This window comes from Vibrio sp. RC2502, from assembly GCF_054850435.1.
Genome location: NZ_CM141453.1, coordinates 565,290 through 590,622, shown reverse-complemented (window position 1 = coordinate 590,622; position 25,333 = coordinate 565,290). Strand labels below are relative to the sequence as shown.

15 protein-coding genes, 4 tRNA genes and 3 rRNA genes are annotated in these 25,333 nt (G+C 46.4%); 5 read left to right on the top strand and 17 right to left on the bottom strand.

Annotated elements, in window-relative coordinates:
* Window positions 1-5 precede the first annotated feature (5 nt).
* Genes pstB through ACYJZR_RS02725 form a run of 3 tightly spaced genes read right to left on the bottom strand, consistent with a single transcriptional unit; the run spans window position 6 to window position 4,735 of the window.
* Entirely contained in the window at window positions 6-824 is an 819-nt protein-coding gene (gene pstB / locus ACYJZR_RS02735) for a phosphate ABC transporter ATP-binding protein PstB (RefSeq protein ID WP_005460191.1), read from the bottom strand.
* Between the two features lie 2 nt (window positions 825-826).
* Window positions 827-2,500 (bottom strand): phosphate ABC transporter permease PstA, encoded by a 1,674-nt coding sequence (pstA, locus tag ACYJZR_RS02730; RefSeq protein WP_020904187.1) that lies wholly within the window; start codon window positions 2,498-2,500, stop codon window positions 827-829.
* Window positions 2,501-2,530: 30 nt separating this feature from the next.
* Complete coding sequence (locus tag ACYJZR_RS02725; protein ID WP_029798109.1) at window positions 2,531-4,735, bottom strand: ABC transporter permease subunit; 2,205 nt, start codon at window positions 4,733-4,735, stop codon at window positions 2,531-2,533.
* Between the two features lie 208 nt (window positions 4,736-4,943).
* Between ACYJZR_RS02725 and ppk1 the strand changes: the two genes are divergently transcribed.
* On the top strand, window positions 4,944-7,034 hold the full coding sequence (gene ppk1, locus ACYJZR_RS02720) for a polyphosphate kinase 1 (protein ID WP_005460183.1): 2,091 nt from the start codon (window positions 4,944-4,946) through the stop codon (window positions 7,032-7,034).
* On the top strand, window positions 7,018-8,523 hold the full coding sequence (gene ppx, locus ACYJZR_RS02715) for an exopolyphosphatase (protein ID WP_042770880.1): 1,506 nt from the start codon (window positions 7,018-7,020) through the stop codon (window positions 8,521-8,523). Before ppk1 ends, ppx begins: the two co-directional genes overlap by 17 nt.
* A 26-nt stretch (window positions 8,524-8,549) precedes the next feature.
* On the opposite strand, the gene ACYJZR_RS02710 is transcribed toward ppx, so the two are convergent.
* The 3 genes from ACYJZR_RS02710 to phoB are packed head-to-tail and all read right to left on the bottom strand — an operon-like array spanning window position 8,550 to window position 11,537.
* Window positions 8,550-9,509, bottom strand: coding sequence for a PstS family phosphate ABC transporter substrate-binding protein (locus ACYJZR_RS02710; RefSeq protein ID WP_025631379.1), 960 nt, complete (start codon window positions 9,507-9,509; stop codon window positions 8,550-8,552).
* Entirely contained in the window at window positions 9,509-10,807 is a 1,299-nt protein-coding gene (phoR, locus tag ACYJZR_RS02705) for a phosphate regulon sensor histidine kinase PhoR (RefSeq protein WP_005460158.1), read from the bottom strand. Before phoR ends, ACYJZR_RS02710 begins: the two co-directional genes overlap by 1 nt.
* A gap of 40 nt (window positions 10,808-10,847) precedes the next feature.
* The gene (gene phoB, locus ACYJZR_RS02700) at window positions 10,848-11,537 is read right to left on the bottom strand and encodes a phosphate regulon transcriptional regulator PhoB (RefSeq protein ID WP_005460184.1); all 690 of its coding nucleotides are present in this window, start codon (window positions 11,535-11,537) and stop codon (window positions 10,848-10,850) included.
* A 224-nt stretch (window positions 11,538-11,761) separates the two neighbouring features.
* On the opposite strand from phoB, the gene rdgC reads away from it, so the two are divergent.
* The 3 genes from rdgC to ACYJZR_RS02685 all read left to right on the top strand — a co-directional run bounded on the left by rdgC (window position 11,762) and on the right by ACYJZR_RS02685 (window position 14,499).
* The gene (rdgC, locus tag ACYJZR_RS02695) at window positions 11,762-12,676 is read left to right on the top strand and encodes a recombination-associated protein RdgC (protein WP_005460210.1); all 915 of its coding nucleotides are present in this window, start codon (window positions 11,762-11,764) and stop codon (window positions 12,674-12,676) included.
* A gap of 165 nt (window positions 12,677-12,841) precedes the next feature.
* Window positions 12,842-14,242, top strand: a complete 1,401-nt coding sequence (gene trhP, locus ACYJZR_RS02690; RefSeq protein ID WP_005496358.1) for a prephenate-dependent tRNA uridine(34) hydroxylase TrhP — start codon at window positions 12,842-12,844, stop codon at window positions 14,240-14,242.
* Between the two features lie 2 nt (window positions 14,243-14,244).
* The gene (locus tag ACYJZR_RS02685) at window positions 14,245-14,499 is read left to right on the top strand and encodes a YfhL family 4Fe-4S dicluster ferredoxin (protein WP_005460170.1); all 255 of its coding nucleotides are present in this window, start codon (window positions 14,245-14,247) and stop codon (window positions 14,497-14,499) included.
* 42 nt (window positions 14,500-14,541) lie between these two features.
* On the opposite strand, the gene ACYJZR_RS02680 is transcribed toward ACYJZR_RS02685, so the two are convergent.
* The 11 genes from ACYJZR_RS02680 to clpB all read right to left on the bottom strand — a co-directional run bounded on the left by ACYJZR_RS02680 (window position 14,542) and on the right by clpB (window position 25,208).
* Complete coding sequence (locus ACYJZR_RS02680) at window positions 14,542-14,850, bottom strand: hypothetical protein (RefSeq protein ID WP_005496359.1); 309 nt, start codon at window positions 14,848-14,850, stop codon at window positions 14,542-14,544.
* Window positions 14,851-15,170: 320 nt separating this feature from the next.
* Window positions 15,171-16,007 carry a penicillin-insensitive murein endopeptidase gene (gene mepA / locus ACYJZR_RS02675; protein WP_406966294.1) on the bottom strand — a complete coding sequence of 279 codons (837 nt, stop codon included), beginning with the start codon at window positions 16,005-16,007 and terminating at the stop codon, window positions 15,171-15,173.
* Between the two features lie 12 nt (window positions 16,008-16,019).
* Window positions 16,020-16,352, bottom strand: a complete 333-nt coding sequence (locus tag ACYJZR_RS02670; RefSeq protein ID WP_005483015.1) for a DUF1904 domain-containing protein — start codon at window positions 16,350-16,352, stop codon at window positions 16,020-16,022.
* A gap of 366 nt (window positions 16,353-16,718) precedes the next feature.
* Window positions 16,719-16,795, bottom strand: a tRNA-Trp gene (locus tag ACYJZR_RS02665).
* Window positions 16,796-16,830: 35 nt separating this feature from the next.
* Window positions 16,831-16,907 (bottom strand) — tRNA-Asp (locus ACYJZR_RS02660).
* Window positions 16,908-16,937: 30 nt separating this feature from the next.
* Window positions 16,938-17,053 (bottom strand): 5S ribosomal RNA (gene rrf / locus ACYJZR_RS02655).
* A gap of 91 nt (window positions 17,054-17,144) precedes the next feature.
* Window positions 17,145-20,035: ribosomal RNA gene (locus ACYJZR_RS02650) — 23S ribosomal RNA — on the bottom strand.
* 280 nt (window positions 20,036-20,315) lie between these two features.
* Window positions 20,316-20,391 (bottom strand) — tRNA-Glu (locus tag ACYJZR_RS02645).
* A gap of 12 nt (window positions 20,392-20,403) precedes the next feature.
* Window positions 20,404-20,479 (bottom strand) — tRNA-Ala (locus tag ACYJZR_RS02640).
* Window positions 20,480-20,576: 97 nt separating this feature from the next.
* A 16S ribosomal RNA gene (locus ACYJZR_RS02635) occupies window positions 20,577-22,129 on the bottom strand.
* Together the 16S, 23S and 5S rRNA genes with 4 tRNA genes alongside form the textbook arrangement of a ribosomal RNA operon.
* A gap of 505 nt (window positions 22,130-22,634) precedes the next feature.
* Window positions 22,635-25,208, bottom strand: a complete 2,574-nt coding sequence (gene clpB, locus ACYJZR_RS02630; protein WP_005460310.1) for an ATP-dependent chaperone ClpB — start codon at window positions 25,206-25,208, stop codon at window positions 22,635-22,637.
* Window positions 25,209-25,333 lie beyond the last annotated feature (125 nt).

Sequence of the window (25,333 nt, the reverse complement as noted above, 5' to 3'; positions counted from 1 at the left end):
GAGCCTTAGCCGTATCGACCAGTAATGTAGTCTTCTGTCTGTTTCTTCATTGGCGATGTGAAGATTGAGTCTGCGTCGGAGTATTCAATCAACTTACCCATGTGAATGAATGCGGTGTGGTCACTCACTCGCGCGGCTTGCTGCATGTTGTGGGTAACGATCACGACAGTATATTGAGTCTTAAGCTCGTTGATAAGTTCTTCAATAGTTAAAGTTGATATTGGATCCAGTGCCGATGTTGGCTCATCCAATAACAGCACTTCTGGTTCAATTGCTACAGCACGCGCAATAACTAAACGTTGCTGCTGACCACCCGAAAGTCCAAATGCGTTTTCGTGCAATCTATCTTTCACTTCATCCCACAACGCAGCAGAGCGAAGCGAACGTTCAACCGCATCATCTAATGTGCGACTGTTCTTAACACCTTGTAAGCGTAAGCCATAAACCACATTCTCATAAATCGACTTAGGAAATGGGTTGGGACGCTGAAAAACCATTCCAACGCGACGCCTAAGCGTTGCTACATCGACATTCGGGTGATAGACGTTCTTACCGTGCAAACGAACTTTTCCGGTGACTTTACATCCTTCCACCAAGTCGTTCATACGATTGATACAGCGCAACAATGTCGATTTACCACAACCAGACGGGCCGATAAATGCTGTCACTCGCCCTTTTGGGATACGCATCGAAATATCGTGTAATGCCTGCGCTTGACCGTAGAAAAGATTAAGGTTCTCTATCGAGATCGCCGTTTGTTCATCCGTTAAGTTATGGACGTCCAGTGGTGGCTCATAACCTAATGTATTATCGAAATTAAACATACTTAATCTTGTCCTAACGTTCTGTATTTTTCTCGTAAATTATTGCGAATGCTGATTGCTGTTAAGTTTAGTCCGACAATCACGGTAACGAGCAAGAAGGAAGTGGCATACACCAGCGGGCGCGCCGCTTCAATGTTGGAGGTTTGAAATCCAACGTCGTAAATATGAAAACCTAAGTGCATGAACTTTCTGTCCAAATGCACGTAAGGGAACTGACCATCAACAGGCAAACTGGACGCCAATTTCACAACCCCCACTAGCATTAGTGGCGCGACTTCCCCTGCGGCACGCGCAATCGCCAGAATCAAACCAGTGATAATTGCAGGCGTTGCCATTGGTAATACCACGCGCCACAACGTTTCAAATTGCGTCGCGCCAAGCGCCAAAGAACCGTGGCGTACTGAGCTCGGAATACGTGTTAAGCCTTCCTCTGTCGTAACAATAACCACGGGCAGTGTTAATACTGCTAGCGTCAAAGCCGACCACAACAAACCCGGCGTACCAAAAGTTGGCGCAGGCAATCGCTCGGCATAAAACACGTTATCGATGGAGGCTCCGATGGTATAGACAAAGAAACCCAACCCGAACACGCCATACACGATCGAAGGAACCCCCGCCAAGTTGATGACCGCAATTCGAATAATTCGCGTAAGTGCATTGTTCTTCGCGTATTCATGCAAGTAAATCGCAGCAACCACCCCAAGCGGCATCACGATAATCGACATGATAAGCACCAAGAAAACGGTTCCGAATATTGCAGGAAAAACGCCGCCCTCAGAGTTCGATTCTCTTGGATCTTCGGATAAGAATTTCCAGACCTGTTTACCCCAATGCATCACTTTGTCAGGTAACGACATTTGGTTTGGGTACCAGTAGTCCAATATGTCTTCAAGGGGAATCGAAACATGAGAACCCGTCATGTCCTCAACAATTAGTGCATAGCCAGAAAGCTGTAAACGCAAGCCATCCAGTTGTAAGTCCAACTTCGCCAGCTCTTGTTCCACTTGCTCTTTTTGTTGCAAGTTCTGCGCTAAAAAATCTTCCGTTAGGGTATTGTTGAGCTCATGTTTGCGCTTGTCTAAACGCAATTGCTCAAGCTTCCAACCCAGGTCTTTCAGTTGGTCGACGACCAAAGAATCAATCTCGTGGCGCAGCGTTTCTGCGTCATCAAGCTTTTTGTTCAACACCGTTTGGATATCAGTTTGATAGAGCTTGTCGCCATCTTGAAACGCCACCAGCTTACCAAAAAAGTATCCGCCGCTGCTGCGCTCAATCACCGCCCACTCTTTGGGTGTGGTTGGCTCATCCAGCTGCATCTGCAATACGGAAATAAAATCGGCCGGATATAACTCGCGATTCGCAATTTTGATGTTCAATCGAGTCGCGAAGTCCTCATCTTCGTCTAACTTCTTGACGGCATCCACTGGAAGATAGCTTCTCGGAACAAAGCTACGCTCGTAAATTTGGCCAATCAAAATGGTGTTTTCATGCAGCACTTCACCTTGCACCGGCGTCAACGACGTTACGTTCCATTGATACAATGGCGCAGGCCAGAAATAGGTTAATCCTTTCCAACCAATGAGGAGCAATAACCCTAACACCGATAACAAACTGATGCTGACCGCACCGCCTGTTAGCCATATCCACGGTGCGCCAGAACGAATCCAATTTAACATTCAGTAACTCGCTCTTTTTCCTGATCTAAACTACAACGCACGGTATTTATCTCTCAATCTTTGACGCACCAACTCTGCCAGCGCGTTCACAGCAAAGGTGAAGACAAACAAAATCAACGCAGCGAGGAACAACAAACGATAATGCGAACTGCCAACTTCAGACTCTGGCAACTCCACCGCAATGGTTGCCGATAAGCTGCGAAGTCCTTCTAAAATGTTCCAGTCCATCAAAGGCGTGTTACCAGTCGCCATCAAGACAATCATCGTCTCACCAACTGCGCGTCCAAGTCCCATCATAATGGCGGAGAAAATACCTGGGCTGGCCGTAAGGAGCACGACGTAAATCAAGGTTTGCCAAGGAGTGGCCCCAAGCGCTAACGAACCATCAGACAAGTGCTTTGGTACAGAGAAAATGGCATCTTCCGCAATGGTAAAAATGGTAGGAATCACGGCAAAGCCCATCGCAAGGCCAACCACCAAAGAATTACGCTGATCAAAACCAATCCCGTGATTGGTCAAAAACAAACGCATGTCGCCACCAAAGAAGGTTTGTTCAATACTTGGAGAAATCCAAACTCCGATACCAATCAACAGTAAAATCACTGGCATAAGAACCAGCGCATGCCATCCATTAGGTAGACGATTACGCAGAGATTGAGGTATCAGAGCCCACAAGCCCCCCATGACCATGGTGCTCAATGGCAACACAAACAACATCACCACGACCGTAATCAGATGGTCTTCGACTATCGGAGCAAACCATAACCCGGCTAGGAAACCGATGATGACGGTCGGCAGTGCTTCCATCAATTCAATGGACGGCTTAACCACTCGACGCATGCGTGGCGACATAAAATACGCCGTATAAATAGCGCCTAGCACCGCCAAAGGCACTGAAAACAGCATCGCAAACATAGCCGCTTTTATCGTGCCGAACGCAATCGGCACCAAGCTAAATTTGGCTTCAAAGTTATCGCTGGCCGATGTAGATTGCCATACAAATTCAGGCTCTGGATAACCTTCGTACCACACTTTCTGCCACAGTGAAGAAAGCGAGACTTCAGGGTAAGAGTTATCGACCTCCGCCACCTTTAACGAGTCATCATTCCAAGTAATCAGATAGCGTTCATTGTTCGACATTGCCGCCATCGCAGGCGCTTGTTTATAAGCTCGCTTAAACAACACCAGTTTTTCACTGGTCGTGTAATGACTCTGAAGCGTACCATTGGTGTAGAAACTGTAGAATCCTTTGCGGTGTGAATCTGGCAATAAGTATTTAAGTTCAGACGCTAATTTGAAGTCACGAATATGAGTTAAGGTTCGCTTATCATTTTGCAAAGTATCAAACCATTGCGAAACGCGACCATCATTGTGCGTCACCAACAGGGAATATGCGCCCGCAAGCAAATCAATCGTTCTTACAGAATGCTTTTTATCCCCTTGAGTAAGATCGATAACTTCGCGCACCGTAAACTTTTGAGCAGCTTTGGTCAGAACAATTAACTCCGACCCATCACGCAAATAAAGCGTTTCACCATCCGGTGTTAAGAGCATCTGTTGGGGAGCGTCAAAGCCCGCAGAAAAGGAAAAATCAATCGTGGTTGGAGCGACGCCTAGCGCAGACTTCTCTTGCCAACGCGCTTTGACTTTCCCGCTGCGAGTCTGCCAAACAATAGTTGGAGTTTGTGTTGACGCATTGAAGACAAATTGAGTCACAGGATCTTGCGCGTCGGTGAGCGTCAAATTCATATCCGTCGACAGCGCCACCACTTCTGGCGGGCGAGTATTTTCTCTCAACGTTGCGTTGAATTCTGGCTTGAAGATATGAGCTAGACCTTGATCATCCACTAATCCATACCAACCAAGGCCAGGAGCCGATTGAGAAAAAGATACCGGATTAGTCGCTAACTGTTGAGTATAAATGGCGGGCTTATCAGGTGCGTCCATCGATAAATATTGAATCTCACCACTTTGCGTTAAAACGAAAGCAAGTTGTGAATAGTCATCGACAGAAATGGCCAGAGGCATGCCCACTTGCGTGGTTCGAGTCGCGTGATTAGGTTTGATCTCTGCATCAGAAAACAGAGGAATGATCACCATCGCAAGGTAGACGAAGATCAGAATAAGGGCAGCGAGCACACCCACTCCACCAGATGTCACTGCAAGTCGAACTAAACGATCTTTAATCAGCCGTTTCTTATCTTTTTCCTGCAATGAAAACTCGGCTTGGGCCATTTATCTCTCTACCTTTTTTGACTTAGTACTAGAATATGTCGTTAAGATGACAATTATATTACAGATCACATTAAACACCTGAAAAGAATACAACTCTTATGCAATGCGTGGTATGAAATATATCTGTAACAAAAATCTCATAATGTTTTCACTCGTCTGTTTATCCCCATGATCAGTACGATTACTTCACTTTAGGCTAGGTAAGGTTATGAGCGCAGAAAAACTATATATAGAAAAAGAGCTTAGTTGGTTATCTTTCAATGAACGAGTGTTACAAGAAGCGGCCGACAAAACCGTTCCGTTGATCGAGCGTATTCGTTTTCTTGGGATCTTTTCCAACAACCTCGACGAATTCTACAAAGTGCGCTTCGCTGATGTGAAACGTCGTATTTTGATCAACCAAGAGCGAGGAGGGAGTGACAACTCCAAGCGTCTGTTAAGTAAGATGCAAGCCAAAGCCCTTAAGCTTAACGAACAATTCGACGAACTTTACAGTGAATTAATTAGAGAAATGGCACGGCGTCGCATTTTCTTGGTCAATGAGCATCAACTCGATGAAGCGCAGGAAAAATGGATCACCAAATACTTCCGCAAAGAAGTCATGCCACATATCACGCCTTTGTTGATGAAAGATGAAATCGACGTGCTGCAATTCCTCAAAGACGAATACGCTTACATCGCCGTCGAACTGCGCAAAGAAGACCACTCTCAATACGCTCTCATCGAAATTCCAACCGACCACCTGCCACGCTTCGTGATGGTGCCAGAGCAAAAAGGCAAACGCCGTAAGACCATCATCCTGCTTGATAACATCATCCGATACTGTTTAGACGAGCTTTTTAAAGGCTTTTTCGACTATGATGAGCTCGCAGGCTACGCGATGAAAATGACGCGTGATGCAGAATACGACTTGCGTAATGAAATCGAATACAGCTTGCTAGAGCAAATGTCAGCAGGTGTAAACCAACGTTTAACCGCCATGCCAGTACGCTTTGTGTATGAGCGTGAAATGCCGCAAGAGATGCTCGACTTCTTGTGCAGCAAACTAAGAATTTCCAATTACGACAACCTAATTCCAGGTGGGCGCTACCACAACTTCAAAGATTTCATCGCTTTTCCAAACGTCGGGCGAGAATACCTCGAAAACAAACCAATGCCACCAATGAAGTGTGCAGACTTTGAAGGTTACGCCAACAGTTTCGAAGCCATCAAAGCCAAAGACATTCTACTCTACTACCCTTATCACACCTTTGACCATATTGGTGAATTGGTTCGCCAGGCATCCTTTGACCCGAAAGTGCTCAGCATCAAAATTAATATCTACCGCGTAGCCAAAGACTCTCGCTTGATGAACTCTTTGATTGATGCAGTGCATAACGGCAAAAACGTTACTGTAGTCGTTGAGTTGCAGGCGCGATTTGATGAAGAAGCAAATATTGAATGGTCAAAAGTTCTGACTGAAGCTGGCGTGCACGTCATCTTTGGTGCGCCCGGTTTAAAGATTCACTCAAAGTTATTGATGATCAGTCGCCGTGAAGGTGACGATATTATTCGCTACGCGCACATTGGCACGGGCAACTTCCACGAAAAAACCGCTCGAATCTATACCGACTTTTCGCTGCTCACCGCAGACCAAGAAATCACCAATGAAGTGCGCAACGTGTTTGGATACATTGAGAACCCTTATCGCCCAGTGAAGTTCAATCACTTGATGGTTTCTCCGCGTAATTCGCGCACCCAAATTTACCGCCTGATTGACAATGAAATCGCCAATGCAAAGGCGGGCAAAAAGGCCGGATTAACCATAAAGGTCAACAACCTCGTCGATAAAGGCATCGTCACCCGTCTTTACGCAGCAAGCAACGCGGGGGTAAAGATCAACATGATCATCCGCGGCATGTGCGCTTTGGTTCCAGGAATTGAAGGCGTCAGCGAAAACATTCGAATCATCAGTATCGTTGATCGCTTTTTGGAACACCCACGCGTAGTGATCACGCACAATGATGGGGATCCTCAAGTCTACATTTCATCTGCCGATTGGATGACACGAAACATCGATCATCGTATCGAAGTTGCCGCTCCTGTTCGTGATCCACGTTTGAAACAGAGAATTATTGATATAACTAACATCCACTTTACCGATACAGTAAAGGCACGTTTGATAGACAAAGAGATGAGCAATAGCTATGTACCGCGCGGGAACCGTAAAAAAGTTCGCTCACAAGTTGCCATCTACGACTATCTTAAAAATATAGAAAAGCAAACGAGAAGACAAAAGTCAGATGTCTCAGATACTTGAACAAGATGAACGCTATATTGCCGCGATCGATCTCGGCTCTAATAGCTTCCACATGGTGGTGGCGAAGGTGGTCGGCAGCGACCTACAGCTTATCAGTCGCCATAAACAGAGGGTTCGTTTAGCCTCTGGCCTAGACAGTGAATTGAATTTAAGTCACGCCTCCATGGAGCGAGCGTTGGAGTGTCTTGCGATGTTCGCAGAGAGGCTGCAAGGCTTTGATGAATCCAATGTGCGCATTGCTGCTACACACACGCTAAGAAGAGCGAAAAACGCGCATTTGTTTATCCAACGAGCAAAAGCAGTCATGCCATTCCCGATAGAGATTATTCCGGGAGAGGAAGAAGCGCGCCTAATTTACTTGGGTGTCGCACACACTCAAGTGGAATCTAATTCTAAACTGGTGGTCGATATTGGCGGTGGCAGCACCGAGATGATCATCGGACAAGAGTTCGAGCCAGAACTGCTTAATAGCAAACAGATGGGCTGCGTCAGCTTTACACAGCAGTACTTCAAAAATGGCAAGTTATCGAGCAAAAACTTCAGCAAAGCCATGCTCGCTGCCGAACAAAAGTTAGAGTCCATCGCGACCAAATACCGCAAGAAAGGTTGGGATATTGCACTCGGCTCATCAGGTACCATCAAAGCGATTCAAGAGGTATTGATTGGGCTGGGCTTTGAAGACGGTTTAATCACAGCAAAGCGTCTGAGTAAGCTCATTGATACTTTAAACGAGTTCGCGTCAATTGATGATATTCAGTTGACTGGCTTGACCGATGAACGTAAACCGGTATTTGCCGCTGGTGTGGCGATTTTAGCTGCGATTTTTCAGGCACTAAAAATCGACCAGATGTTTTTCTCTGATGGAGCATTGAGAGAAGGCTTGTTATATGAAATGGAAGAGCGGTTTGCTCGCTCTGACATTCGCATGCGTACCACGGAAAACCTAGCACAAAAACATCGTGTGGATCTCGAGCACGCTGCACGCGTAAAAGGTCACGCACGCGAGATGCTTGAACAAGTACATTCTGAGCTTGGGATTAAAAAGAAAAGCGAACTGTTTGATTTATTAGAATGGGCCGCTCTGCTGCATGAAGTTGGGCTAAGCATCAACCTACGCAGCTTCCATCGCCACTCGTTTTATATTCTTCTGCATTCAACCCTTCAAGGTTTTAACCGTGAGCAACAACTCGTCTTGGCGACGCTTGCACGCTTTCAACGCAAAGCGCTAAGGCTCAATGAGTTACCAGAGTTCAACCTCTACAAACAAAGTGATGTGTTAAGCCTGATTAAGATTCTTCGTCTGTCCATAGTCCTTAATGGGCAACGCAACGACGACCCACTACCTGACATCACTTTATCGATCAAAGGCGATGAATGGATGCTCACTTGTACCGATGAAGCATGGTTAGATAATAATAAGTTGCTGCATGCCGATTTGCTGGAAGAACAAGATAGATGGGCAAGTGCGAAGTGGACACTCACTTTTTAGTTTTCGGTACAATGAAAAAAGTCGGCTTAAAGGCCGACTTTTTTTAACTCTTCCGCTGCGAAATCTGCAGTGATCGGTACATAGCCATCTTTTTCGACTAACGCTTGTCCCTGAGCAGAGAACATAAAACGAATAAACTCGGCTTCTATTGGAGACAACGGGTAATCAGGATGCTTGTTCACGTATACATAAAGGTAGCGTGATAGTGGGTACTTACCTGAGACAATATTTGTACGAGTCGGGCTAACATAGTTAACCCCCTTTTTAGCGATGGGAACCAACCTTACGCCAGCCACTCGATAACCCACGCCAGAATAACCAACTCCGCTGATGGTCGATGCCACAGATTGCACCACAGAAGCCGAGCCCGGTTGTTCATTCACTCGAGTTTTGAAGTCACCGCCACACAGCGCATTGCTTTTGAAGTAACCATACGTCCCGGACACAGAGTTACGCCCAAACAACTGCAAGTTGCGCTTCGCCCATTCGGCTTTTAAACCTAGTTGCTGCCAGTTAGTGATGAACTGACTTTCTCCACAACGCAACGTAGCGGAAAACATGGCGTCCAATTGATTAAAGTTCAAACCTTGAATGGGATTGTCTTGATGCACAAAAATACCAATAGCATCAATAGCAACGCGCAATGCTGTAGGTTTGTAACCATGCTGTCGCTCAAACGCTTCGATTTCTTTCAAACGCATCGGGCGGCTCATTGGACCAAACTGCGCCGTTTGCTCTGTTAAAGCAGGTGGCGCCGTTGACGAGCCTGAAGCTTGAACTTGCGCGTTGATGTTCGGGTAAATGGATTTAAACTCTTCCACCCAAAGTGTGGTCATCCCCGCCAAAGTGTCTGAGCCTACCGAAAGCAAATTACCAACAATGCCAGTGGTTTTATGGTAGTTCGGTAATGGCTTATCTTGAGCAACCGCCATACTCGAACAAATAAGCGCGATACAAACGATGGCTTTACTGACTCGACGTCCCATTATTTCACCACCAAACGACTTGGAAGTACGAACGAGAACTTACTGCCTACACCGACTTCACTTTGAATTTCCAGGTGTGAGTCATGATGGCTCAACGCATGTTTCACAATTGCCAATCCTAAACCACTGCCACCCGTATCGCGTGAACGTGCTTTATCAACTCGGTAGAAACGCTCAGTCAGTCGATGCAAGTGTTGTGGCTCAATGCCATCACCACTGTCTTCAACTTCAAGGCACGCACCTTGTGCGGTTTGATACCAACGAACATGAATATTGGCTCCCGGAGGAGTGTACTTCACTGCGTTGTAAACAAGGTTGGAGATCGCGCTGCGCAATTGGTCATCATCTCCAAGCACGCGAAGGCTAGTATCGACATCAAACTTGAGTTTATGTTGGTCATCACCACTTAAGCTGATCGCTTCTTTCTCTAATACTTCAAGCATTGCTGGCACGTTTACGACATCTTCCAACTCATGCATCGGCGCGGCTTCAATCTTAGATAAGGTAAGAAGTTGATTCACTAAGCTATTCATGCGGTTAAGCTGCTCCGTCATCACCCCATGCGCTTTAGTCCACATCGGGCCGACGATCATGTCTGGGTCTTCCGTCATCTCCAGATAACCTTGTAGTACGGTCATCGGAGTACGTAGCTCATGAGAAACGTTGGCGAAGAAGTTACGACGCATTCCTTCGAGTTGCTTAAGTTGGCTCACGTCACGCACCACCATCAGGTGTTCACCTTCCGTGTAAGGCACGATACGCAGTTCTAACATACGTTCGACATTCAACGGCGAGCGCATTTCTAGCGGTTCGGAGAAATCTTTTTTATTGAGGTACTTGATGAAATCTGGAGTTCGAATCAGGTTCGAGATAGGTTGACCGGAATCTTCTGGCCAATGGAAGCCTAACAGGTGTTGAGCTAATCGGTTACACCAAACAATGTTGCCTTCCGCGCGAAATACTACGACAGCATCGGGCAATGATTCGGCACCGTTTCTAAAGCGACGGATTAGATTGGTGAGCTCTTTGCGTTTACGGCGTTGACGCTGTTGCAAACGATAGAGACCGTTAAAGAGAGACTCCCAGTTACCACTGCCAGACGGCGGAGTCAGACGTTTTTCATCCCATAACCAAGAAGACAAGCGCACTTGGTTATGCAAATGCCACACAAGCTGCAAAGCCGTGGCAGCCAAAAGCAACCACGGCATATAACCGAATATCCACCCCACTATCACCCAAGGGGTGTAAAAAAAAGCCAGCTCCCAGGCCAGCTTTTTCCACGTTAATCTTTCAACCACTCATTACTCCAGAAATGGCATTGATAAGCTGCGTAAAAATCTAAGCCTTTGTTGAGAAGCGGTAACCAGCGCCACGAACGGTTTGAATCAGTTTGTCGTGACCGGCAGCTTCCAGTGCTTTACGAAGACGACGGATATGAACGTCAACAGTACGGTCTTCAACATAAACATTGGTGCCCCACACGTTATTTAGCAGCTGCTCACGGCTGTAAACACGCTCTTGATGGGTCATAAAGAAGTGCAGCATCTTGAACTCGGTAGGCCCCATATCAACCGCTTCATCATTCGCAGTAACACGGTGAGAAACAGGATCGAGTTTGAGACCTTGAACATCAATCACATCTTCTAATGCGGTCGGCGTAACACGGCGAATAACCGCTTTAAGGCGAGCAACTAACTCTTTAGGAGAAAACGGTTTGGTAATGTAGTCATCTGCACCAACCTCTAAACCGCGAACTTTATCTTCTTCTTCACCGCGAGCAGTCAGCATCACAACAGGAATGTTGCGTGTAAGCTCTTCACGTTTCATGTGTTTGATAAAATTAATGCCACTACCGCCAGGTAACATCCAATCCAGTAATACTAAATCAGGGAAGGGTTCAGCCAGTTTGGTTACAGCAGTATCGTAATCTTCCGCCTCTACCGCCTGGTAACCTTTTTGTTCAAGCACGAAGCAAAGCATTTCACGAATTGGAGCTTCGTCTTCAACAACTAGAATCCTTCTAGACATAATTGAGTAACCTTATGTTTGTTGAGCTAATGAATTTAAGAGACAAAGCGCCCCTCGATGCATAAGCATTATCACTACCAATTATGACACTTTTGTGACCTTTGAAAACAAATTTTCATATAACTTTCTTTTGGGGTTCATCCTGATATTTTTCATTTCTATTAAGACATCAGCTCAAAAATTCCCTATGATTACTCCCTTGTCATCAAGCCTAGAGAAGATTTATGTGGTTTAAAAACTGTCTGGTATATCGCGTTAACCGCGAGGTTAACTTCAACGCCGATCAACTAGAAACTCAACTCGCTGAGTTTCGATTCACCCCTTGTGGTAGCCAAGATAAACAAAAGTTTGGTTGGGTTAGTGCTATGGGTCGACATGGCGACATGATGACGCACGTGTCAGAAAACCGCATTCTGATCTGTGCAAAAAAAGAAGAGAAAATGCTGCCTGCTTCTGTGATTAAAGAGTCTCTGAATGCAAAAGTAGACGCTATGGAAGCGCAAGAAGGTCGCCCTCTGAAGAAGAAAGAGAAAGACAACTTAAAAGATGACATCGTGATGGACTTGCTGCCTCGTGCCTTTAGCCGCAGCAGCCACACTCACGTGTTGATTATGCCAAAAGAAGGCTTCATCCTTGTCGATGCAAGCAGCTACAAAAAAGCAGAAGACGTATTAGCGCTACTGCGTAAAACCATGGGTAGCTTACCTGTTGTTCCTGCGATTCCAGAAGTAGCAATTGAAACCACGCTAACTGAATGGGTTAAAACAGGTAACACACCGCAAGGCATCACCATGATGGACGAAGCTGAGTTAAAATCGGTACTTGAAGAAGGTGGCGTGATTCGCTGTAAGAAGCAAGAGCTGACCACAGATGAAATCCGCAATCACATCGCAGCTGACAAAGTCGTGACGAAACTTGCGCTTAACTGGCAAGACCGAATCGAGTTCATCATGGCTGAAGATTCCGGCATCAAACGTCTAAAATTCTCAGATGAGTTGAAAGATCAAAACGACGATATCCCACGTGAAGATCAAGCGGCTCGCTTTGATGCTGACTTCTCACTAATGTGCGGTGAATTCAGCGCTTTCCTACCAAATCTATATGAAGCGCTAGGCGGCCTGCCTAACCCTAACGCATAAGATAACCCTACTTTTTAATAAATACGCCCTCACTTTTTGTAGGGCGTTTGTTCATCTAAAGCACAATTCTCCTAGTCACAGTTCACATTTTGACGTAAAATTTGCGCCCCATTTCCATAAGGTGGAATTGGCCTGACTTGTGATCAGATAAAAGAGAATTGAGCAATGACAACTGAGAAAGCATTCGTACCTGAGCTATTGTCTCCAGCGGGCAGCCTGAAAAATATGCGTTACGCATTCGCCTACGGCGCAGATGCAGTTTACGCTGGCCAACCTCGCTACAGCCTACGCGTACGTAACAACGAGTTTAACCACGAGAACCTAAAAATCGGTATCGATGAAGCACATGCCCTAGGCAAAAAGCTTTACGTGGTATGCAACATCCAACCACATAACTCGAAGCTAAAAACCTTCATTCGTGACCTTAAACCAGTCGTTGAGATGGGCCCTGACGCGTTGATCATGTCAGATCCTGGTCTAATCATGATGGTTCGTGAAGCTTTCCCAGAAATGCCAATTCACCTTTCTGTACAAGCAAACGCTGTAAACTGGGCAACCGTTAAGTTCTGGGCAGCGAATGGCGTTGAACGTGTAATCGTTTCTCGCGAGCTTTCTCTAGAAGAAATCGAAGAAATTCGTGAGCATTGCCCTGAAACTGAACTAGAAGTATTCGTTCACGGTGCACTATGTATGGCTTACTCTGGTCGTTGCCTACTTTCTGGTTACATTAACAAGCGTGACCCTAACCAAGGTACATGTACTAACGCATGTCGTTGGGAATACAAAGTTGAAGAAGGCAAAGAAAACGACGCTGGCGACATCGTTGAGAAGTTTGACCCAACTGAAGCACAGCCTGTTGAAGTTCAAGACGAGCGCCCTGAAACCACTATCGGTCGTGGTAAACCAACGGATGAAGTGGTTCTGCTTTCTGAAGCGCATCGTCCAGAAGAAAAAATGGCTGCCTACGAAGATGAACACGGCACTTACATCATGAACTCAAAAGACCTACGCGCGGTTCAGCACGTAGAGCGTCTAACTAAGATGGGTGTTCACTCACTAAAAATCGAAGGCCGCACTAAGTCGTTCTACTACTGCGCACGTACAGCGCAAGTTTACCGTAAAGCGATCGACGACGCAGTTGCAGGTAAACCATTCGATGAAAGCCTAATGGGTACACTAGAAAGCCTAGCTCACCGTGGTTACACAGAAGGTTTCCTGCGTCGTCATACACACGATACTTACCAAAACTACGACTACGGTTACTCAGTCTCTGACGCACAACAATTTGTTGGTGAGTTCACAGGTAAACGTCGTGGCGACATGGCAGAAGTTGAAGTGAAAAACAAATTCGTTGTAGGTGACAGCCTGGAGTTAATGACACCAAAAGGTAACGTTGTTTTCACTTTAGAAGCGATGGAAAACCGCAAATCAGAGTCAATTGAAGACGCAAAAGGTAACGGCCACTTCGTATTCATTCCTGTTCCTGAAGACATGGACCTAGAATACGGTCTGTTGATGCGCAATCTAAACGCAGGCCAGGACACTCGTAACCCTACTGGTAAGTAATCATGGCGTTACTCATCACTGACAAATGCATTAACTGCGACATGTGTGATCCGGAATGCCCGAATGGCGCGATCAGCATGGGAGACAGCATCTTCGAAATCGACCCTAACTTATGTACTGAGTGCAAAGGTCATTACGAAAAGCCTACCTGTCAGTCAGTTTGTCCAATAACAAAATGTATTATTACTGATCCAAACCACATTGAGACAGAAGAGCAATTGCTTGAAAAGTTTGTGGTGATTCAGGGACTCGCCTAAATAAAATGAGGTTCAACTTTGCGAACAAAGTTGAACCTTTTTTTATCCTGATTTTTCGATTGGATAGATATTGCAAAACAACTCTTTCTCAAAGTGATACTCGAGTCTTTCACGCCAATTTTCAGCTTGAGATACAGGAATTAAATAGAAGTTTTCCCTGCTCGTATCTGTAACGAAAGCCATTCCATATTGCATTAGCTCGTAATGCACATCATTAACAAATCCCGGATCGAGACGCTGACGTCCCGTCAGGTGATTAACATCTTCACGAGTCAATAAAACTCCCTTGGGATCACTGCTAAATCTGTGTCTTAACCACTCTGCAAATTCTTTTGCACAAATCATAGTCATGGTTTTGTCCTTGATTCATTCTACGGCAGGTCACTCCACAACCCCGCCTCAATACCTTGTCTGCGTTGCCTATTTTACTTACCAACCGACAGACATATTGTTCAGAAATCAGAGTATCGTGACGAAAGATCTTTCAAAACAGAGTCGTTACCACTCAACAATACATACAACCCGTTGTTTATTTAGGATTTCTATAATATGCCACCCAAACGAGTTGGGTTAGTTTTTGTATTGGTATTATTCACTGTAGACAAAAGTATGATGTTTCTCCAGTTTCATAAAAGAGATACCTGAGCCGAAACAAGAACAAAGATAAGACGTTATTTACTGACGATAAGTGGCTGACATTGTGGTGGAATCGCTTTTTTCTTTTTAGGTTTAGCCGCTACTTTTTCTGGCTGGGGCTTCGCTGAGACAACTGCTTTTGGCTTCCAACTCGCTAACTCCGAACCGCACCCATCACCAGAAGGAGGAGGTGCTTGATCGACACAATTAGAGCTTGAGTCAGGGCATGATAAGCGCACATGAAAATGATAATGATGTCCCCACCAAGGACGAACTTTACGTAGCCAAGAACGATCTTTTCCCCCTTCCTGAGCACACAGTTGCTCCTTGATAACAGGGTGAACAAAGATACGAGCCACCTCATCGCTCTTAGCAGCATAACGGATGAGTTCAAAATGCCTCTTATCCCATCGATGATTTAATATCGAGTAGTCTTGCAGATCAACCACACTCATCGGTTTCGGCAATTGAAGTTCGTTATAGGAGAGAGGAGAGTCAGCTAAACGCAACCAGATATCAATATCCAGCCCCGTTTGATGGCTTGAATGACCAGATGAAAAACGGCCGCCACGAGGTAAAGAAAGGTCGCCAATCAGTAAAGTAGTTTTTAACTTTTGATTCGCCTTTAAAGCTAGGCTTTCAACAAAATCTATAGTGTTAGGGTGCCCATAGTAGCGATTCGTTCGACTACGTAACACTTGATAACCTGTACCTTCTAAAGGCAACGGGGAAGCCCCATCTAAGCAGCCGTTCGCGTAACTACCAATAGAAGAGGATATATTATGAGTGGGAGCACTAACTTGCTCCCATGGCGTAGCATAAAGAGGAGCTGAGAAAAATAAACTTAAATAAAAAGAAAGACTCAGCCGCATCATACATCCCCTTTAGTAATGTTCACCATTATCATAGTAGGCATTTGGCGATAGTGCAGAAAAAATGACTGCTACATCAATATCTTCACCGACTACACCACGAACCTGTTGTGTAATTACTTTCGCCACCTTGTCTTGAGTCTCTTGTCCTCGATCAAACCACAAAACTTCAACAAAAGGATAAGCAGGACTTACCTCGCCTTCACTAAAGAAAGTTGTGTAGATGTACTCAAAAGTAAAATCTTCTCGTGGACTATTCATTAGTGGCTGGAGCTCGTCAGTCAGTGGCTTTGACAAAGCTTGTACTGCTTGAGGTTCTACAGCGCGAAATCGTAGATGTGGCATAAGGTTAATCCTATATTTGTATTGTCCTAAGATGATAACAGGAACAACAACGCTAATCATCCCAACAACAACTAAACACGTTCTTAAAAATACCCAGAAAAACGCTAATAAATATCAACAAGAGCTTGAGATTCCCATCAGTGACATTCAACGACAAGGTATCACTAGCGGCTAGATATCAATCCCGCTGGAAATCTGCTGTTCTTTATATAGGGAAAGTAGATAAGAGATTAGGGCAGTTCAGACTTAGCGACCATTAGCTACGCGCCTAGAATCGCCTATTTGGGAACTTGAGTTCACAAAGAATAAATTTTGCCATTTTACAAACGTAAAAAAGCCCCAGTCTTTCGACTGAGGCTTTAAATATGGCAGGGGTGGAGAGATTCGAACTCCCAACACGCGGATTTGGAATCCGCTGCTCTGCCAATTGGAGCTACACCCCTGTAGTTCGTGTTTAATGAGACGACTCTCGAATAAGTGGCGGAGCGGACGGGACTCGAACCCGCGACCCCCGGCGTGACAGGCCGGTATTCTAACCAACTGAACTACCGCTCCGCACTGGTTAGACCTAAGTCTAAATTTAAAGCCTGGCGATGTCCTACTCTCACATGGGGAAACCCCACACTACCATCGGCGCTATTTCGTTTCACTTCTGAGTTCGGAATGGAGTCAGGTGGGTCCAAAACGCTATGGTCGCCAAGCAAATTCTTTAATTCGGAAAGCTGTTTTTGTGTTCTCTACACATTCAATTCTGTTCTTGCTTCGAGTCCATCAAAACCCCTTGGGTGTTGTATGGTTAAGCCTCACGGGCAATTAGTATCAGTTAGCTCAATGCCTCACAGCACTTACACACCTGACCTATCAACGTCGTAGTCTCCGACAACCCTTTAGGATACTTAAAGTATCAGGGAAGACTCATCTCAGGGCTCGCTTCCCGCTTAGATGCTTTCAGCGGTTATCGATTCCGAACTTAGCTACCGGGCAATGCGTCTGGCGACACAACCCGAACACCAGAGGTTCGTCCACTCCGGTCCTCTCGTACTAGGAGCAGCCCCCTTCAATCTTCCAACGCCCACGGCAGATAGGGACCGAACTGTCTCACGACGTTCTAAACCCAGCTCGCGTACCACTTTAAATGGCGAACAGCCATACCCTTGGGACCGACTTCAGCCCCAGGATGTGATGAGCCGACATCGAGGTGCCAAACACCGCCGTCGATATGAACTCTTGGGCGGTATCAGCCTGTTATCCCCGGAGTACCTTTTATCCGTTGAGCGATGGCCCTTCCATTCAGAACCACCGGATCACTATGACCTGCTTTCGCACCTGCTCGAATTGTCATTCTCGCAGTCAAGCGGGCTTATGCCATTGCACTAACCTCACGATGTCCAACCGTGATTAGCCCACCTTCGTGCTCCTCCGTTACTCTTTGGGAGGAGACCGCCCCAGTCAAACTACCCACCAGGCACTGTCCGCAACCCCGATTAGGGGTCGACGTTAGAACATCAACACTACAAGGGTGGTATTTCAAGGACGGCTCCACACATACTGGCGTACGTGCTTCAAAGCCTCCCACCTATCCTACACATGTAGGGTCAATGTTCAGTGCCAAGCTGTAGTAAAGGTTCACGGGGTCTTTCCGTCTAGCCGCGGGTACACTGCATCTTCACAGCGATTTCAATTTCACTGAGTCTCGGGTGGAGACAGCGTGGCCATCATTACGCCATTCGTGCAGGTCGGAACTTACCCGACAAGGAATTTCGCTACCTTAGGACCGTTATAGTTACGGCCGCCGTTTACCGGGGCTTCGATCAAGAGCTTCGACCGAAGTCTAACCCCATCAATTAACCTTCCGGCACCGGGCAGGCGTCACACCGTATACGTCATCTTACGATTTTGCACAGTGCTGTGTTTTTAATAAACAGTTGCAGCCACCTGGTATCTGCGACTCTCGTCAGCTCCATCCGCGAGGGACTTCACCATCAAGAGCGTACCTTCTCCCGAAGTTACGGTACCATTTTGCCTAGTTCCTTCACCCGAGTTCTCTCAAGCGCCTTGGTATTCTCTACCCGACCACCTGTGTCGGTTTGGGGTACGATTCCTTACAATCTGAAGCTTAGAGGCTTTTCCTGGAAGCATGGCATCAATGACTTCACACCCGTAGGTGCTCGACGTCGTGTCTCAGCCTTAAAAAGAGCCGGATTTACCTAACTCTTAAGCCTACGCACTTGAACCTGGACAACCGTCGCCAGGCCCACCTAGCCTTCTCCGTCCCCCCATCGCAATTGTAAGAAGTACGGGAATATTAACCCGTTTCCCATCGACTACGCCTTTCGGCCTCGCCTTAGGGGTCGACTTACCCTGCCCCGATTAACGTTGGACAGGAACCCTTGGTCTTCCGGCGAGGAGGTTTTTCACCCCCTTTATCGTTACTCATGTCAGCATTCGCACTTCTGATACGTCCAGCATGCGTTACCACACACCTTCAACCGCTTACAGAACGCTCCCCTACCCAATGTGCAAAAGCACATTGCCGCAGCTTCGGTTTACTACTTAGCCCCGTTACATCTTCCGCGCAGGCCGACTCGACCAGTGAGCTATTACGCTTTCTTTAAATGATGGCTGCTTCTAAGCCAACATCCTGGCTGTCTGAGCCTTCCCACATCGTTTCCCACTTAGTAGTAATTTGGGACCTTAGCTGGCGGTCTGGGTTGTTTCCCTCTCCACGACGGACGTTAGCACCCGCCGTGTGTCTCCCGGATAGTACTTACTGGTATTCGGAGTTTGCAAAGGGTTGGTAAGTCGGGATGACCCCCTAGCCTTAACAGTGCTCTACCCCCAGTAGTATTCGTCCGAGGCGCTACCTAAATAGCTTTCGGGGAGAACCAGCTATCTCCAGGTTTGATTGGCCTTTCACCCCTAGCCACAAGTCATCCGCTAATTTTTCAACATTAGTCGGTTCGGTCCTCCAGTTGATGTTACTCAACCTTCAACCTGCCCATGGCTAGATCACCTGGTTTCGGGTCTATATCCAGAGACTGAACGCCCAGTTAAGACTCGGTTTCCCTACGGCTCCCCTAGATGGTTAACCTTGCCACTGAATATAAGTCGCTGACCCATTATACAAAAGGTACGCAGTCACAGGACAAAGCCTGCTCCTACTGCTTGTACGTACACGGTTTCAGGTTCTATTTCACTCCCCTCACAGGGGTTCTTTTCGCCTTTCCCTCACGGTACTGGTTCACTATCGGTCAGTCAGTAGTATTTAGCCTTGGAGGATGGTCCCCCCATATTCAGACAGGATATCACGTGTCCCGCCCTACTCGATTTCACTGAACACACGTCGTCAACTACGGGACTATCACCCTGTATCGTCGGACTTTCCAGACCGTTCGTCTAACGCGTGTAAAGCTTAAGGGCTAATCCAATTTCGCTCGCCGCTACTTTCGGAATCTCGGTTGATTTCTTTTCCTCGGGGTACTTAGATGTTTCAGTTCCCCCGGTTCGCCTCCTTACCCTATGTATTCAGGTAAGGATACGTGCTTATGCACGTGGGTTTCCCCATTCAGAAATCCCAGACTCAAATGGTTGTTACTACCTAATCTGGGCTTATCGCAAGTTACTACGTCTTTCATCGCCTCTGACTGCCAAGGCATCCACCGTGTACGCTTAGTCACTTAACCATACAACCCGAAGGAGTTTCGAGTTGATGAACAAGTCACCAAAGTTGTCTGCAATTTTTATACATGATGCAGACTCGATTTTGCCGGACTCAAATTCCAAGAACACTTGAATGTGTTATTTTGGTGTTTGTCATAAAGACAAACATTGAGAACTTTACAAACAACAATAAATTGTTGTTTTGTCAGCTTTCCAAATTGTTAAAGAGCTAATCACTTCTAATGAAGTAACCATTTTTAAGAACACTTAATACTTTCTTATCAAAAGAAATGTGCTTAAAGATGGTATCCCGTAGGGGAGTCGAACCCCTGTTACCGCCGTGAAAGGGCGGTGTCCTAGGCCTCTAGACGAACGGGACATAGGAAGTCAGTGGTGGAGCTAATCGGGATCGAACCGATGACCTCTTCGCTGCCAGCGAAGCGCTCTCCCAGCTGAGCTATAGCCCCACATAAATTGCTTCAGCACTTTATGCAGAACCAACTTTTTGCTCTTAATTTAAACCATATCAATCTGTGTGGACACTCATCGTGAGTAATCATCGTTTAAGGAGGTGATCCAGCGCCAGGTTCCCCTAGCGCTACCTTGTTACGACTTCACCCCAGTCATGAACCACAAAGTGGTAAGCGTCCCCCCGAAGGTTAAACTACCTACTTCTTTTGCAGCCCACTCCCATGGTGTGACGGGCGGTGTGTACAAGGCCCGGGAACGTATTCACCGTGGCATTCTGATCCACGATTACTAGCGATTCCGACTTCATGGAGTCGAGTTGCAGACTCCAATCCGGACTACGACGCACTTTTTGGGATTCGCTCACTTTCGCAAGTTGGCTGCCCTCTGTATGCGCCATTGTAGCACGTGTGTAGCCCTACTCGTAAGGGCCATGATGACTTGACGTCGTCCCCACCTTCCTCCGGTTTATCACCGGCAGTCTCCCTGGAGTTCCCGACATTACTCGCTGGCAAACAAGGATAAGGGTTGCGCTCGTTGCGGGACTTAACCCAACATTTCACAACACGAGCTGACGACAGCCATGCAGCACCTGTCTCAGAGTTCCCGAAGGCACCAATCCATCTCTGGAAAGTTCTCTGGATGTCAAGAGTAGGTAAGGTTCTTCGCGTTGCATCGAATTAAACCACATGCTCCACCGCTTGTGCGGGCCCCCGTCAATTCATTTGAGTTTTAATCTTGCGACCGTACTCCCCAGGCGGTCTACTTAACGCGTTAGCTCCGAAAGCCACGGCTCAAGGCCACAACCTCCAAGTAGACATCGTTTACGGCGTGGACTACCAGGGTATCTAATCCTGTTTGCTCCCCACGCTTTCGCATCTGAGTGTCAGTATCTGTCCAGGGGGCCGCCTTCGCCACCGGTATTCCTTCAGATCTCTACGCATTTCACCGCTACACCTGAAATTCTACCCCCCTCTACAGTACTCTAGTCTGCCAGTTTCAAATGCAATTCCGAGGTTGAGCCCCGGGCTTTCACATCTGACTTAACAAACCACCTGCATGCGCTTTACGCCCAGTAATTCCGATTAACGCTCGCACCCTCCGTATTACCGCGGCTGCTGGCACGGAGTTAGCCGGTGCTTCTTCTGTCGCTAACGTCAAATAATGCAGCTATTAACTACACTACCTTCCTCACGACTGAAAGTGCTTTACAACCCGAAGGCCTTCTTCACACACGCGGCATGGCTGCATCAGGCTTGCGCCCATTGTGCAATATTCCCCACTGCTGCCTCCCGTAGGAGTCTGGACCGTGTCTCAGTTCCAGTGTGGCTGATCATCCTCTCAGACCAGCTAGGGATCGTCGCCTTGGTGAGCCCTTACCTCACCAACTAGCTAATCCCACCTAGGCATATCCTGACGCGAGAGGCCCGAAGGTCCCCCTCTTTGGCCCGTAGGCATCATGCGGTATTAGCCATCGTTTCCAATGGTTATCCCCCACATCAGGGCAATTTCCTAGGCATTACTCACCCGTCCGCCGCTCGACGCCGTTATCGTTCCCCGAAGGTTCAGATAACTCGTTTCCGCTCGACTTGCATGTGTTAGGCCTGCCGCCAGCGTTCAATCTGAGCCATGATCAAACTCTTCAATTTAAGATTTTGTTCGGCTCAATGAATACTGAACATTACATAAAGTAATGTTTGAATTGACTGTGCTGAATCCGAAGATTCAATGGTCACTTCGTTTCATTGAAACCTAATTTGATACCGAAGTATCGAATTGGATTATCATCAACGAGTGCCCACACAGATTGATAGGTTCTTATTTTTAAAGAGCACACTTTGAAGCTCTCTTCAAAGTGGACGGCCATTTTAGCTAGATAACTTATCGTGTCAAACACTTTTTTAAGTTATTTATCTGCGAGTTAATTCTTAACTCACTGACCTTGTTGACTAGGCTTCGCTTAACTAGCTTTCCCTTGGCAACGGAGGCGCATTATAGGGAATTCATTGAGGAACACAAGCCTATTTTTCAAAAAAACTCTCCTTTTCAGTTCGTTCGTATAGAAAACATTCAAAACGGACTAAAAGCGCATAGAAAAGGGGCCCGAAAGCCCCTTAAGTGTGATTTTAATCTCACTTTTTTGTGTCAGTGCAATTACTGATGAGCGAGAATTTGGTCATTAGTAACGATTAGCTGCACTTTCTTGTCTGGAACTATTTCACCAGCAAGAATGGATTTAGCTAATGGGTTCTCGACATTCTGTTGAATTGCACGTTTTAAAGGACGTGCACCGTATACTGGGTCGAAACCGACTTGGGCGATCAAGTCGAGTGCTTTATCAGACACCTCCAATTGATACCCTTTTTCTTCTAGTCGTTTTGCCAAGCGTTCTAATTGAATAGAAGCAATGGACTTAATGTGCTCTTGACCAAGTGGGTGGAATACCACTATTTCGTCAACACGGTTCAAGAACTCTGGGCGGAAGTGTTTGCTAACCACATCCATCACTTCACTCTTGATACCTTGATAGTCCAATGTGGCGAAGTTCTCTTGGATTCGAGAGGAACCCAAGTTTGATGTCATGATCACGACGGTGTTACGAAAATCAACCGTACGACCTTGTCCATCAGTGAGTCGGCCATCATCGAGCACCTGCAGAAGAATATTGAACACATCTGGATGTGCTTTTTCTACTTCATCCAACAAGATCACTGAGTATGGTTTACGACGAACCGCTTCAGTTAGATAACCACCCTCTTCGTAACCAACGTAACCTGGAGGCGCACCCACTAATCTTGCCACTGAGTGTTTCTCCATGAACTCCGACATGTCGATACGTACCATTGCATCTTCACTGTCGAACATGAAGCTCGCGAGTGTCTTACATAATTCCGTTTTACCGACACCAGTTGGGCCTAAGAATAAGAAGGAACCAATTGGTCGGTTTGGATCAGAAAGCCCAGCTCGGCTACGACGAATCGCGTTCGATACCACTGCAACTGCTTCGCTTTGCCCTACAACACGATTGTGAAGCACATCTTCCATGCGAAGTAGTTTCTCTTTCTCCGCTTCTAGCATCTTAGATACTGGAATGCCGGTTTGTTTAGAAAGCACTTCTGCGATTTCGTTATCTGTTACCTTATTGCGAAGCAGCGTCATTTCTTGCATTTCAGCCTGAGTCGCCAAGTCTAGTTGCTTCTCTAATTCCGGAATACGGCCGTATTGAAGCTCAGACATTCGGTTCAGATCACCAGCACGACGCGCAAACTCCATGTCCATGCGAGCTTGCTCTAGTTCAGATTTAATATGCTGAGTACCAGAAAGTGCGGCTTTTTCTGTATTCCAAACCTCTTCTAACTCTGCGTATTCGCGTTCTTTCTCATTCAACTCATCATTCAATGCTTGCAGACGCTTTTCACTCGCTTCATCGTGCTCGTTACTTAGTGCTTGTTGCTCAATTTTTAGTTGGATGATTTTACGCTCAAGCTTATCCAATGATTCTGGTTTTGAATCGATTTGTAGACGAATGCTTGAAGCCGCTTCATCGATCAAGTCAATGGCTTTATCTGGCAACTGACGGTCCGAAATATAACGGTGCGACAAACTTGCCGCTGCAACAATCGCTGGGTCAGTAATTTCTACATGGTGATGAAGTTCATAACGCTCTTTCAGACCACGAAGAATAGCCACCGTATCTTCTACTGTCGGCTCATCCACCAGCACTTTTTGGAAACGACGTTCTAATGCAGCATCCTTTTCGATGTATTGACGGTACTCATCCAATGTTGTTGCACCAACACAGTGAAGTTCGCCGCGAGCCAATGCTGGTTTGAGCATGTTGCCCGCATCCATTGAACCTTCACCTTTACCAGCGCCGACCATAGTGTGTAGTTCATCAATGAAGAGGATGACGTTGCCTTCTTCTTTAGCAAGTTCATTCAATACTGATTTTAAACGCTCTTCAAATTCACCACGGTATTTCGCGCCAGCAACAAGTGCGCCCATATCCAGTGATAGAACACGGCGACCGCGTAGACCTTCTGGCACTTCGTTATTAACGATTCGCTGCGCCAAGCCTTCAACAATTGCGGTTTTACCCACACCAGGCTCACCGATGATCACTGGGTTGTTTTTGGTGCGACGTTGCAATACTTGAATCGTGCGACGAATTTCATCATCTCGACCAATTACAGGATCCAATTTGCCCTGCTCAGCTCGCTCAGTTAAATCGATGGTGAATTTTTCAAGAGCCTGACGTAGCTCTTCAGCATTTGGATCATTGACCTTTTGACCACCTCTGATCTTTTCAATCGCTTGACTCACTTTTTGCTCGGTCAGCCCAACTTCTTTAAGTAGTTGCCCTAAAGGACCACGATCTTCTAATGCCGCAAGCAAGAAGACTTCGGACGAGATGTAGGAGTCTTGACGCTTTTGAGCCACTTTGTCACACAGATTGAACAAAGTCCCCATCGAGCTAGAAAGCTGCACATCACCACCGATGCCACTCACCTTTGGTAATCGATCAAGCATTTCGCCCAGCTTTGAGCGGAGATGAGTTACATCCACGTCCAGCATTGTCAGCAATGGACGAATTGGACTGCCATTTTGATCAAGCAAAGCCACCATTAAGTGAACTGGCTCGATGTACTGATGATCGCGCCCTAACGCTAGTGATTGAGCATCAGAGATAGCGATTTGAAACTTACTGGTAAATCTATCAAGACGCATATCGACCTTCCTAACCTCGATTAAAGAGAATTCTTTTGACAGTAGAAAGATGGATACTCAGTGGGGGAATTTCAAGGGAGTGAATAAATAAAGATAGCTTTGCAAAAATAGAACTATGCATCTCA